Below are 14,136 nucleotides of genomic sequence, written 5' to 3'. Positions count from 1 at the left end.
GGTCTCGTTTGTCACAAGTTACCATCACATCAGGATAATAGAATTTATTCTTATTTTTAGTTTCAATTCTGGCTTTCATATCAGAAATATAAACCCGACAACCATGACCTCTAACATGACTACGAAGCAATACTGCTAAATTAAGAGATATTGTGACATGAGCATCACTAGCTCCAGCCATTGCATAAATTTCTCCGTCAATATATTCATGTTTAATTGAGCTTTTATCTTCCATTTGAAGATATTCTTCAGGTGTAATACTAAAATTTTTGGGAGAAGCAATCATAGTTAAATTGAAAAAGATGAACTATAACTAATTTGTAAGCATTCAGCTATCAGCATTCAGCTATCAGCTATTAATTTATTACCTTTATAGCAGGAATTAGTCTTGAGAGATTTAAAGATAATTCAAAGTATTGGAAAAAACTAATCTTGACCTTAGTAATGTATATTAATTATTTATAAAACAGCTAAAAGCTGACTGTAAGCTAGCTGAATGCTTACACTAATTTTATCATTTATACAATAGTATTTTTTACCAATGGATAATTGATAATTAATCCATTCGGTTTAAAGCTTCTCCTTTTACTGAAATAACAGTAAGTATTTCCTGCGGAATGCTGCGCAAACAGCTATTAGCTGTCATCTAGAGCGCAACAAGACTCTCTCAATATAGGACAGTGTTTCAATTAATATAGGCTTTAAGGGCAAGGGAGCAAACTTTTGTAGTAAGACAATTAATAGAGCTTTGATCCTAAACTAAAAGCAATAGCTGATAGCTGACTGCTGAATGCTTAGATTATTGTAGTAAAATTATCCAAAAAATATCATTTATATTAATTATGAACTTTGCAACTAGAATGAATGGTTTAGGCGGGGATGCTGCCATTGAGGTTTTTACTAAGGCAAAATATTTAGAATCTCAAGGTCGAAATATTATTCATTTAGAAATTGGTCAACCTGATTTTAAGACTCCTCAAAATATTCGCGAAGTTGCTTTTCAAGCTATGAATAATGGTTATACAACTTATACTCCCGCAGCAGGTTTATTGGAGTTAAGGGAAGTAATAGCAGAACATATTTCTCTAACTCGCAATATATTAGTTAATCCTGATGAAGTTGTGGTAATGCCAGGGGCAAAACCAGTCATATTTTTTACTCTTTTAGCATTAATAAATTCTGGGGATGAGGTGATTTATCCTAACCCTGGATTTCCTGTTTATGAGTCAGTGATTAATTTAGTAGGAGGAAAACCTATTCCATTACCTTTATTGGAAGAGTTAGACTTTCAATTTAGTCTGGATAATTTGATTAATTCTATTTCTGAACGAACAAAATTATTAATTCTCAATTCTCCTCATAACCCTACTGGCAGTGTGTTAACTCCTGAGTATTTAGAAGCTATTGCTAAATTGGCAGTTAAACATGATTTTTATATCCTTTCTGATGAAATTTACTCCCATTTAGTCTACGATTCAAATTTTTCTAGTATTATCAGTTTTCCTGGTATGAAAGAACGCACAATTTTATTAGATGGGCATTCAAAAACTTATGCTATGACTGGGTGGCGTTTAGGTTATTCTGTTTCTCCTAAGACAATAGCTGAAAAGTTAGACCAGTTGATGTTAAATTCTAATTCTTGTGCTTGTTCATTTACTCAAATAGCTGGTATTGAAGCGATTCAAAATTCTCAGGAGTTTGTCAAGGAAATGTTTACAGAATTTAAGGAAAGACGTGATGTGATTGTCGAAGGTTTAAATTCTATTGGAGGTATTAATTGTGGAAAACCAGCAGGTGCTTTTTATGCTTTTCCCAATGTTAAGCAACTGTCGATAAGTTGTGAAAAACTGGCTGATTATTTATTATCTGAAGCTGGAGTTGCTTTATTGCCGGGAACTGCCTATGGAAATTTTGGTGATGGATATTTGAGGTTGTCTTATGCTAATTCCATTGAGAATATTCGAGAGGGTATTAGTCGGATAAAAATGGCGATTGAAAAATTTAGTTAAATGCTTGAAGGTAATTTCAGTTATCAGTTGTCAATAGAGAAAATATTAATTGTGGAAAACTCTTTGGTAGTTTGAAGATTTTTCCCAAATATTAAATAACTGCTAATAGGTTGTGAGAAACTGGCAAATTATTTATTACTTGAATCTGGAGTTGTTTTGTTGCCGGGAGCTACTTCTGCAAATTTATGATGTAAATTCCATGGAAAATATTCTCTCAGATATGAGTCGGATAAAAATGGCGGTTGAAAAATTTGGTTAACTGGTTGAAGGTAATTTCAGTTATCAGTTATCAGTTGTCAATATAGAAGATATTAATTGTGGAAAACTTTTTGGTAGTTTAATAATTTTTCCCAAATATTAAATAACTGCTAATAGGTTGTGAGAAACTGGCAAATTATTTATTACTTGAATCTGGAGTTGTTTTGTTGCCGGGAGCTACTTCTGCAAATTTATGATGTAAATTCCATGGAAAATATTCTCTCAGATATGAGTCGGATAAAAATGGCGGTTGAAAAATTTGGTTAACTGGTTGAAGGTAATTTCAGTTATCAGTTATCAGTTGTCAATATAGAAGATATTAATTGTGGAAAACTATTTGGTGCTTTGATGATTTTTCCCAAATCCAAATATTAAATAACTGCCAATAGGTTGTGAGAAACTGACAAATTATTTATTACTTGAATCTGGAGTTTTTTTATTGCCGGGGACTACTTCTGCAAATTTATTGGGCAAAAAAAATTCTCCCCTACTCCCCTACTCCCCTACTCCCCTACTCCCCCGCTCCCCTGCTCCCTACTCCCTACTCCCTACTCCCTACTCCCTAAAGTTAAATCTGACCAACCTTCATCCCTTTCTCTTTTGGCTTTCTTTCAAAGATAAATCTTGGTTTTAAGAATACTTGTAATAATAACCACAGAGATTTTAACTCACTCGGTGCTTCTCTCCGTTGCCATTGTCCGGGACGACAGAATAATAATTCTATTAATTGTCGCTTTTCAGATAAATTTACCTGCTCAAACATTACCTCTATACAAGGAAATTCTCCATTCATTTGTAGATTAGTAATTTTTCCTGACAAACAAATTTTTTCTTCAATAATTTTCAACTTTACTGGCAAAGTCTCTCCTACTAAATTAACAGGAATTTTCTGATTAACTTCTATCTTCGCACCTACTTCTGATATTTGTGTACTAATACCCCATAATGTCTGGTCATCAATTTCTAATTTCACCACTCTTCGCAGATTAAACCGTTCATATATGTCTTGCTTAGGTACATCAATTAACATTAATAATGCTACCCAAATCATCAATATATTATACCCACTCCAAAATAACCCTAAATTCAAATATTTTGTTTGTTCAATTACTACCTCACTGTGATTCATATAGTCAGATAAACCCAAGCATAAACTTATGATATTAAGTGCTAAAAATATAACTAAAGGCAAAGCTAAATTCCAATTAAAATAGTAGCGATCGCTTTTAATTCCTTTTGGTGTAACTTTAAATCCTTGTGAAAAGGGATTCAGTAATGTTTGAATTATTGTCACTACCAAAGGAAAAGCAAAAACTACATGATAAAAATTTGCCAGAAATGCTGACCGGGAACGATAATTTAACCAAGAAAATACAGTAAAGTTAACGAAATAACAAGGTAAAAAGAAATATAAATATTCAGCAGCAGTCGCTTGAATAGGAAAAACATCCCAAAAAATATAAGCTAATGGCATTAACAAAAAACCGACATGACTAACGTTAGTAAACCAATGTAAAAATGTTTCTAAATATGCCAATCTTTGGATAGGAAGTAATCCAGGAATTGTCAGAGGATTTGAATTAATAAAAAATCCTTGAAAAGTACCTCTTGCCCATCTTAATCTCTGACTTGCATGACCGGAAATGTTCTCAGCAGCTAAACCAGCACTTAATTTTTCTTCTAAATAAACCAGACTATAACCTTTCGCTGCTAAACTAATCCCAGTAAAATAATCTTCACTAATTGATTCTGTAACAAATCCTCCTACTAATTCCAAAGCTTTTCTTCTCACTATAAAAGAAGTTCCCACACAACCAACCCCACCTACCCCATCTCGAATAGGTTGAACTTGTCGATAAAATATTTCTTCTTCTGGAGTTACGATATTTTCTAAACCTAAATTTCGGGCGATCGGGTCAATATTATAAAAAGTTTGAGGAGTTTGTACTAGAGCAACTTGCTCATTTTGGAAAAATCCTAAAGTCCGGATTAAAAAGTTTTTTGTCGGAATAAAATCAGCATCAAAAACAACAATAAATTCACTGTTTGTTTGAGCAATGGCATAATTTAGATTTCCAGCCTTCGCATGAGTATTATCAAACCTAGTAATATATTCACAACCTAATTTTGCTGCTAATTTTTTCACCCCTGATCGATTAGTATCATCTAGTAAATAAACTTTTTTATTGTCATAATCTAGAGCTTGACAGCCAATAATAGTACGTTCCAAAATGAACTCAGGTTCATCATAAGTAGGAATTAAAATATCCACTGATGGCTGAAAACTTTTGTCTAAAATTGCCTGAGAAAAATAGTCTGCTTCCTTGTGACGATTTTTAACTCTTAGCATCAAAAATAAACCCAGAATACTACTACTTATTGTCAAAAATTCTAGACCAAATAAACCTAGACTAAATACACCATTTACCGGATCGACTAAATTTAAAGTAGAGAGCGATCGCCAAGATAAATAACGAATAGTTAAACCTAATAAAATTGCTACTACCAAGATGCGCGACCAATTTTTGGGAGTAGGAGAAATCCTCATAATTCCTTGAGCCATTAAAAAGAGTAATATTGTCGGTAAGACTAAATATTGACTCTTTTTTGTTGGTGCTTCTACCCACATTGGCGGATTTTCTTGAAAGTAATGAATTTGAGCGAAAAATTCATCTATTTGATTGATTCCTGCTAACCAAGCAACTACAATAATTATTAATAGTGTGACTAATCCTATGAGAAATAGTTTTGCTAAATTGTGTCTAACAAAATTATGAGTATTTATAGATTTTTTGAACTTTTTTTTAGTTATATTTGATGTGGTCATTTTAGCGATCAATTATAAGTTTTATAAATTACTGAATAATGAATAATTAGGGTTTACTAAAAAAGTCTTTTGGTTGGGGTAGGAGTCAGGAGTAAGAAGTCAGGATAAATGGGAATTATAGAAAAGGTAGTCGGAAAATTTTCCCAAGATTTTTCTGCCATAATCATCCCGAAATACTAGTGCAGGATCGCTAAAATAACTAACCAGTTAAAAAAGGTTCAAAAGCTTGTACAATAACCTTTTTTCCCTCCTCCCTTCTGCCTTTTTGCACTAGCTTTTTGCAGCTCTTGCCACCGAAAAGCTGATATTTTTTGAGACAAAAAAATCCTACAACCTTTATCTGTCAATGCTTTGATATTATATCGGTAAGCTCTAATTAAATAATTTCGGTTTAAAGCTTCCCCTTTGAAGCTATCCCTGATAAGGAACTCCTGAAAACCTTGTAGGAAGTAGGGGAGCAGGGGAGTAGGGAGGAAAGAATTATAGTAGATAGAAAAAACTACTTAAGCGATCAAAAAAAATGTACTTTTTCATACACTTTTTATCTGACAAAAACCTTTGAAATACTTACACATAACTTGTCTATTTTGTCAATTTTTATGTTAAGAAAGATGTTTATAAAGCATAGCCTTTGGCGAAGAGACCTGCTCTTGCAGAGTCGCTCCGCTAATGCCATATCTATGAGACCAAGAGAAGAAATAATATTTCCTTATATTCAATTTCATAACGGTTTTAACCAGAGGTAATTATCAATTATTCATTATCAATTAATGAATAGTTATCAGTACTTTCAGTTAAAGTCAGAGGCTTTAAATACAGAACTAAAGGTATACTATAATTTGCTACTTAAAATTATTCTAATTAATGCTGAGATTTTCCTGAGATTTCTCGATAGTTTAATCAATTGATTCGTAATAATTCAGCTTTTCGCAATCAGCTATAAGCAAATAACGAATAATTCCTTTTAACGCTAAAGGAGCTTACTTTGACAGTAAATAAATTTTAGTTTTCCCTCTAGTTATCAAGTGCTTTTAATTCCTCCTTTCATCAATAGACATCTCCAGAAAAGAGGGAACAGGGAACACCGGAGCTGGGAACAGGGAAGAATAATTGATAATTTATGGATAATAATTGATTTTATTTTTGATTTTTGGAGATGTCTAGTAGTTAACAACTGATGGATGAATGCTTACATTAATTTGTTGTAGCATTTCATAATATGACAGTAGTTATTACTTTATTTTACATATCAAAAACTTAAAACTTAGAGACTTCCAAAAAATAAATTATCCAAATTTTGAACTAGACGTGTTTGTTTAGCGTAAGCATTCAGCCGTCAGCCGTCAGCCGTCAGCCATCAGCTATTGCTTTTACTTTAGGAGAAAAGCTTTATTAATTGTCTTACTAAAAAAGTTGCCTCCCTTGCCCTTAAAGTCTATTTTAATTTAAACACTGTATTTAAAAAAAACACTCTTGTTGCTGAAGTGCTGACTGCTAATAGCTGAATGCTTACTGTTTAGCTGTCTCTACTTCCTAGATTCAGACCAATTGTATATTTTTTTATTTTGAGACCCCTTAGAGAACGCCAGATTTTGCCTTAAAGTCACCAAATTTTAGATTAAATATGTTGCTTTCGCCCTACGAATATCAATATTTAGGGTTTGCTGAAAAAGTCTTTTTTAAGGAGTAGGTGAGTAGGGTAGTAGAGGAGCAGCAAAGTAATTTTTTTTGCCCAACTATGTGCCTAAAATGGTAATTTTTTGAGCATTAAGGGCTAAAAACTAGGTACTTTTTCAAGACCTAAAAAGGCTAAAACCAATGTCAGTAAATGCTTTGATATTTAATCAGCAAGCCCTATTTATTTAATACGATAAAAAAATTAGGTTACCTATGACAGTAAACTTCAGTAGACAACCTAACTATTATTACTTCAGTAAAATCAAGTATTTATTCAAATTAAATTTGTTGCCTAAAATCTGCTAAAACTTCTATCAACTCAGTCTGACACTGCATCGGCAACAAATCAATTAGAGGAAGCTCCTTTCTACCACCACCTAACTTAACAGGAATTCCTTGTAATATTTCCACAACTTGACCTTCCGAAGGTACTTCCTCTGTCAGAATAGGATAAAATTTTTCTGCCAAAATAGTATGCAGCTTCGCATCAGATAAATAGAGATGCCAACCAGCAATATCAATGTAAACCTTATCCCCTATTTCTGCTGCTAAACCTTCAATTATTTGTGTTGTACTACCATTACTCATTTCAGTTATCAGTTATTAGTTATTAGGGTGTATCTCAATGGGTGAATAAAGCCAAAAATTTATCACTTTTAGGCAACAGCTCCGAAAGGCAACAGGCAACAGGGAATATATAGGAAAAAAGTATTTTTGCGCATAAGAGATACACCCTATTCATCCCTATTTCTTGACAATTACTTATCGCTTAATTGAGATGCACCCAGTTATCAGTTATTAGTTATTAGTTATCAATTATCAGTTGAAATGGTGGCATAATCTGCCAGTGCAAAAATATAAATCCCGTGAATTAACAATAATGACACCCAAACACCTGTTACCCAGATAGCCCAAGGCCAAGTTGCTGCTGTGAGATTACGGAAGAACCATATACCAGAATTACTCGCAGCAAAAATAGCCACATGAATAGCAAAATTCATTCGGTCGTCCAACTTGCGGAATTCTGGGTCATTACGGTCAGGTTTACGAGGCCAACGAGGAGGCATAATATTTGATAAATTTATTTCATTACTGTTCAGTTTCTTTAATTATTGTAAAGCTAGAGCGGTAATTTCGGAATTATTGTTATGGAGCATGAAAAAGAAAGTGAAGATTGACTAATCTTCGGTCTCAAGACACAGGGCTTTACCTTGGTCAAATATGGCCTCATTGACATCCTCCCCGGCCTAAAGGCACGGGGATTCCTACCGAGCCGTAGCTCCTCAGCGAGTTGACGTCTCACAGGCTGCTGCTACCTTGACGGTAGTCTTACACTTGCCTCCACGTCCGTTTAGAGTCTCAGAATGCCCTCCCGCGACTTATCAAGAATTCTTATGGATGCTGATCTGTGCCTTCAAGTTTAAGCTGCTCATTGACCTGAAAGCTTCCCTTGTTCTGCTCTCAACTGAAGGAATCTCGACCTAATCTTCTTTTCTACAGTATTTATGAGACAAGGCGGGTATATAACCAATTTCATTATAGCATAGTATAGAAAATCGCCCGCTTATGGGCGAGGCCTTAAACCCAATTTTTCGGTAAATATGAAATAAAATAATAAGAGCTAAAATTTTGTCATCAATAATTAAACAAGTATATAAAAAATATGTTCCAACCAGATGCACATAAATTAAAAAGAGAATTCAATAAATTAACCAGAAATCGAGAATTATCCATAGAACAGAGAAGACAAATCACCAAAAAAATAATTGATAAACGAGCAGGTAAATGTGCGAAAATAGGTTTTCTAACAAGTTTTGTCGGATGGGTAACAATAATTATTCCCTTGCTTATTGATATAGTTTTATCTACAAAGGCAGAAGCAGAAATGATTTATCTATTGGCTTATGCTTATGGATATGAGCCTGATGATGCTAGATTAGAAACACTTAAAAACTATATACTTAGTCAGACTGCTCCTGAAGGTGAACCTTTAAATATAGTAATTAAACTAGGAATCGCTACTGCTCGGGAACTGTGGGAACAGAAAGGCCGTGAAGCTATAGGTGGAGCTACAATAGAATTAGGTCAAGAATACATCAAACAAGTTTTCAAGAAACCTGCAAAGTTAGCACGCAATACTACAGGTAAAACCGTGGGAAAAGTGTTGATAAAATTTCTCGCAAAAACCCTAGGTAAGATAATAACAAAATTTTTCTTCATAGTTGGTGCATTTGTAAGTTATTGGCTAAATAATTGGTCTGCAAAAAGCACAGGAAAATTAGCTCTAAAGTGGCTCGATCGCTTAGATGAAGAACTAGAACATGATACTGATAATATAATCTAAAGTATGTTATTTATTTTCACTGTTCCAACTGTCTATTGCTTGTTCCGCTTCTGGAGTGCCAATTTGTTGTAAAGCATCTAAAATATTACCTACTAAGTCAGCTTCAAAAAAATTGGATATTTTAGATATATTTATTAGTCCAAACCGCTTTTTCTTTTGTCGTGAAGGCAATAACTTTACTAACTCATCAACTGCTGTTTCTGCTTGTAATTTACCTAGAGATTTAATCGCCTCTTTTTTAATAGAATTTTTGTCATCTTTAAGTTTTTCTACTATGGCCGATATTACGTTGAATTGTTTGTGATTAGACAGTGCATTAATACAAGCAATTACCAATTTTTCATTCTCTTGATTCATTGTTGAGAGTAAAATATTTATCGCATCTACTGAACCAAGTTCTCCCAAAGTTTCAATAGCAGCTATTTTGAACTTAGTATTCTCATCACCCTTAAGAATTTTTCCAATTGTCAGATTAGTTTTAGGTTGTATTATACTATCAAAATCAACCTCAAGTGCATAAATTAAACCAGCTAACTTTTGTTTTTCATCAATATTATTGAGTTTATCAAATGCCAAACTTTGTAAATCTTCCGAGAAAGTTTGTGATGCTTTAAGCAACCCAATAACAGTAATTTTAGTTGGAATTAAACCTATTGCTTCTATACAAGTTTTTTTCAAGACAATAGTTGTATTTTTATCAAACAATTTATTTAAAATTGGTACAACTGCATCTTGAGCTTTTAAACCCAACTCACCTAAAGTAGTAATTACACTAATTTGTATAGCTTCTGTTTCATCATTCAAAACTGATAATAAAGCAGAAATAGCTAATTCTCCAAATGCTTGACAATCAGACCATCTATTTTCTGCAATAGTTAAATAAAGTTGTTCTTTATTAGTTTCTGGTTGCCAACCTGAAGATTTTAAAGAAGTTAAACAAGCTTGACGAACATCATTATTTGCATCAATTAATCCATCAATCAGAGGTAAAGTTGTCTCCTTATTTTTCAAACGACTTAAAGCATATATAGCAGGAATTCTTAACTGTAATTGATAATTTTGTGACTTATTTCCCCAAACTTTATCCCAAGCATCTTGAGTTTTTGATAATACCTTAGAAGTTTTATTAGAGGTCACTGCTGCTAATGCTAAACCACCAACACTTGAAGCAGTAATAACTGTCTTTAGTTTTAGTAGTTGTTGATTTGCTAATTGAATAGCTTTTTCTTCTATAGATGGTTTTTTTACTATTTCTGATAGAGAATGTATAATACGAGCATCATTATAAATATCTAGCAAATCAATAATAGCGCGTTTGATAAATGCGTTTTTTTGAGGGTTAATAAGTACCTTTCCTAAAATTGGAATTGTGTTTGTACCTAGTCTATTAAGGTAATATTTAGCTAACAGTTTTTTTGTCTCCCCAATCTTCTCGTATTGGATAATTTCCTCAAAATTATCTTGAATTGTAATATCAAAAGTTTGAACTAATTTAGTGACAATAAATTCTAATGCTTCATCATTTACTTTAACACCGCTATCTAAACACATTGCAGCTAAATAAGGGTCTTTTTCAGCTATCTGTTTAATAATTTCATTTGGTTCATTAACTAAACCAGACAATGCAATAATAGGATAATCCCAAGATTCTATCAGACGTTTTCCATTAAAAATAGTAGGCTTTTTGAGAATCGAATTTAAACCTTTACTTTTTAACGTAACAGCCAAAAAATAATCCTGAATCAACCTATTCTTGAATCTGACTGTATTATCCTCAACAACTAATAAATTCGCACTTTTTCCTGCTAACAATAAATTCCGGTCGTTATTCAAAATAGATATAGCAGTCTCACGTTTAACAATCAAACTATCTTGTTGAAATATATAATTAGCCAAATCAGCAAAATAGGTTTCAACTTCCGAATAAGATAATAATTCAGTATTAGGTTTCTCTCTTTCTCTTTTCCAAAGAGCTTTGACTAAACGTGAAAATAAAGCACCACTATTTTGTGGTAACTTATTGCCTGGTTCATACTGATAAATAATAATTAAAGCATAAAGTAAATAAGGATTACTTGCCAACTGCTGAATAGTATTTTCAGTGTCTTGATTCCCCACATTTGAGAATATCTGTTTCAGAAAGTTATCAGATTCATCATTTAATTCCTGACTGACAAAACTACGAATTAAGTCTGTAGACATAGGTTGAATTTCAAAAGTAGGCAACCCTAAATTAATATCATCATCCTGATAATAATCCGACCTACAAGTAACTATTACTTTTTGTGGAGCTTGTGAACGACGTAACCACTTTTTAATTTGGTTAACTCTGTTAACTCTCCTTTCAGAATTTCCTAAGATTGCTTCTAAACCATCAAGATATAAAATTACATCCCTTTTAGTGAAAAAATCTTGAAGACTAACATTTGGTAACTGAAATTCTTGCCATTGTTGCTGAACAAATGAGTCAAATTTTATATCCTTAGACCAGAACTCTAACTCCAAAATAAAAGGCATTGGTGCAGTAAATTTATCAGACAAAAAATCTTTTGCCTGAGTCAAAACCATGTGTTTTAATGCTGTTGATTTACCAGAGCCAGGCTCACCAATTAAAACAAACTTTTGATGATTAGCCACTATATTTTCTATGGATGCAATGACATTATTTTCATCTATTTGATTTGATTGATAAGATGATGCTAAATTATCTAAACCTGGTGCAAGACTTGATTGAGAATTAGGAACAAAGCCACTCAACGATGTAGAAGTTTCAGCAAACAAATCAATATATTCTAAAACACCCTTTTCTGCTTCTAATTTAGTCACAAGATTTTCAACATAACGCTCAAATAATAATGTTGTATCTTCTCCAAATAACCGCCCACCATCATTATTTTCCCCTCTTAAATAAAGTACAGGACGATACCATTGATTTCCTTCCCTACCCATTGCAGTTTGTCCGACACTTACAGCAGTAGTTAAAGGTTTTCTATTAGCTAATGCTTGATAAAAACGTTCAGCAAAAGCAGTTGCTGCATCAACAATAACGTTGTATTGCATTGCCACTACTGCCGGAATTTGTTGAGCAATTAATTGTTGAGCAATACCATTAAATACCGAGTCACTACCTAATGTTAAACCACTTTGACAAGCACTCATTACCACTAAACGGACACCTAATTCTGGTTGATTTTCTAAACCAAAATTACTCTTTTTAATTAATTCACTAATTTCTGTAGCACTAATATAATCAGCTTTTCGTTCCCAAGCACCAATATTATTTTCAAATAATAAATATCCTTGAGGTGTTTTTTCTAAAGGTGAATTACATTTTTGACAATGAGTATCTTCAAATTCGTTAATAGTGCGACAGTCAAACTTATTACAACGTTTACCGAAGTAACCATGACCATCAAAATGAATAACATGAGGCGTTTTTTCTGGAGGTATTTGAGTTAAATAATCTCCCAATTCTTTAAAACTAATATCTTTTTTACACTCAACAGAAATTTCTGCTTTCTTTAAACTTTCATAAATAGCTTCTTGCTCTTGGAAATCAAGATTAAGTAAACCTAATTCTGTATCTCCAACTGTCGATGAAACTAATAACACATTAATTTGTTCAACAGTAGGAAAATTAGGTACATTTTCGTCAAAAGCAATTAGACGAGAAAAACTAACTTTTTGTTGTGCTAAAAAACTTCTATCACGATAAGCTAATTCCCAAGGATAATCTGGCAAACTACCTCTTTGAGAAATCTTTTCACTAAACTGTAGTTGAATATGTAATTGTTCATTAGCTTCCAGAGTACCTAAGATTCTTGATAGTAACTCTCCTGCTTCTTGTGATGGAAAAAGAGTGTGATAAATATCCTGACCTATTTTTTTGAGAATATCTGAAGTAAAATGTGTTTTAGCCTCATTTAACCAACCTTGATTTACCATCCAATTTTCCTCATCAGAAGAAAATAAATCTGAATCTGATTCAAATTCTGTTAAATCTAAAGCCGTCATCATAGCAATACGCCATTTTTCCCCAGTTTCAAACCAAGGAAGTTTTGACTGATAATAGCTGTAATTATCAATATTGATTTGAATTTTTCCTGACTCTGCATTTTCAGGTACAGTTAAAAATAGTTTTAAAGTTTTCATTGCACAAAATCTCAGCTTATTCTTCACTTTCTATGATTTTCGGTCCTACTCTTCTCTTTTTTCCCTTTATTGTCGCACCCACACTTTCGTGAAACATAGACTTATAAAATTCAGGTGCCTCTTGTTGACAATATTCTTTCAATTCTTCTTTAGTAAACACAGGAGAAAGACTAACTTTAACCCTTTGAATATCTCTTTGCTCAACATCAGCATCAACCTTTGCTCCACCAATACCAAGTACATCTATTTTTAAACCTCCTTTAGCATCTTTTCTCACAAGTACTTGCAGTTCTAATTCCACATTATCAACAAATAAAAAACGAGGATTTTTAGCAGGATTAAGCAAATCAGCCTTAACTTTTTCGATTAACTCTGCTAACCCAATAGATTCATTATCCATAAATTTATAGATGACTAAAAATTACCTTACTCAATCAATTATACTCAATTTAAATCTTAGCATTCAGCTATTAGCAGTCAGCTTTTCCTGCGGAATGCTGCGCAAACAGCAACAAAACTTTCGTAAGCATTCAGCAGTCAGCTTTCAGCTAGCCTCCTATAGTCGGAACTGCGTTATCAGCTTTATTAATTTTAGTGGACAATTTAAGCTTGCTATTCTTGTGCTTCAATTCTTTGTTTAAAAATGTCGTAGAAGTTAAGCAAATTCTTGCTTCATTTATTAAAAAGCTGTTTGCGCAGCATGAAAAACGGAAGAGCTGACCGCGAGCTAGCTGAATGCTTACAGACTTTCTCTTTAAGAACAGTGTTTAAATTAATATAGACTTTAAGGTCAAGGGAACCAACTTTTGGCCAGCATTCAGCTATTAGCAGTCAGCTATCAGCTTTTAAACGTACAGGACTTACTAAGG

8 protein-coding genes are annotated in these 14,136 nt (G+C 33.0%); 2 read left to right on the top strand and 6 right to left on the bottom strand.

The annotated features are described in order from the left end of the window. The coding region (locus AC3DU7_RS01125; RefSeq protein WP_488037531.1) for a Uma2 family endonuclease at positions 1–286 on the bottom strand (286 nt) is incomplete at its 3' end. 556 nt (positions 287–842) lie between these two features. Between AC3DU7_RS01125 and AC3DU7_RS01120 the strand changes: the two genes are divergently transcribed. Then, complete coding sequence (locus AC3DU7_RS01120; RefSeq protein WP_488037530.1) at positions 843–2,009, top strand: pyridoxal phosphate-dependent aminotransferase; 1,167 nt, start codon at positions 843–845, stop codon at positions 2,007–2,009. Positions 2,010–2,835: 826 nt separating this feature from the next. On the opposite strand, the gene AC3DU7_RS01115 is transcribed toward AC3DU7_RS01120, so the two are convergent. The 3 genes from AC3DU7_RS01115 to AC3DU7_RS01105 all read right to left on the bottom strand — a co-directional run bounded on the left by AC3DU7_RS01115 (position 2,836) and on the right by AC3DU7_RS01105 (position 7,838). Further along, positions 2,836–5,094, bottom strand: a complete 2,259-nt coding sequence (locus AC3DU7_RS01115) for a glycosyltransferase (protein ID WP_488037529.1) — start codon at positions 5,092–5,094, stop codon at positions 2,836–2,838. Positions 5,095–7,050: 1,956 nt separating this feature from the next. Further along, positions 7,051–7,359 (bottom strand): DUF3181 family protein, encoded by a 309-nt coding sequence (locus AC3DU7_RS01110; protein ID WP_488037528.1) that lies wholly within the window; start codon positions 7,357–7,359, stop codon positions 7,051–7,053. 224 nt (positions 7,360–7,583) lie between these two features. Then, positions 7,584–7,838 carry a 2TM domain-containing protein gene (locus AC3DU7_RS01105; protein ID WP_488037527.1) on the bottom strand — a complete coding sequence of 85 codons (255 nt, stop codon included), beginning with the start codon at positions 7,836–7,838 and terminating at the stop codon, positions 7,584–7,586. Between the two features lie 596 nt (positions 7,839–8,434). Between AC3DU7_RS01105 and AC3DU7_RS01100 the strand changes: the two genes are divergently transcribed. Next, on the top strand, positions 8,435–9,115 hold the full coding sequence (locus tag AC3DU7_RS01100; protein ID WP_488037526.1) for a hypothetical protein: 681 nt from the start codon (positions 8,435–8,437) through the stop codon (positions 9,113–9,115). Between the two features lie 6 nt (positions 9,116–9,121). Here the strand turns inward: AC3DU7_RS01100 and AC3DU7_RS01095 are convergent, their stop codons facing one another. Together AC3DU7_RS01095 and AC3DU7_RS01090 are read right to left on the bottom strand one after the other, a co-directional pair. Continuing rightward, positions 9,122–13,267 carry a CHAT domain-containing protein gene (locus tag AC3DU7_RS01095; protein WP_488037525.1) on the bottom strand — a complete coding sequence of 1,382 codons (4,146 nt, stop codon included), beginning with the start codon at positions 13,265–13,267 and terminating at the stop codon, positions 9,122–9,124. 16 nt (positions 13,268–13,283) lie between these two features. Further along, positions 13,284–13,667, bottom strand: a complete 384-nt coding sequence (locus tag AC3DU7_RS01090) for a trypco2 family protein (protein WP_488037524.1) — start codon at positions 13,665–13,667, stop codon at positions 13,284–13,286. Between the last annotated feature and the right edge of the window lie 469 nt (positions 13,668–14,136).

Source organism: Okeania sp. (assembly GCF_983059655.1).
This window is presented reverse-complemented; position numbering and strand designations above follow the sequence as displayed.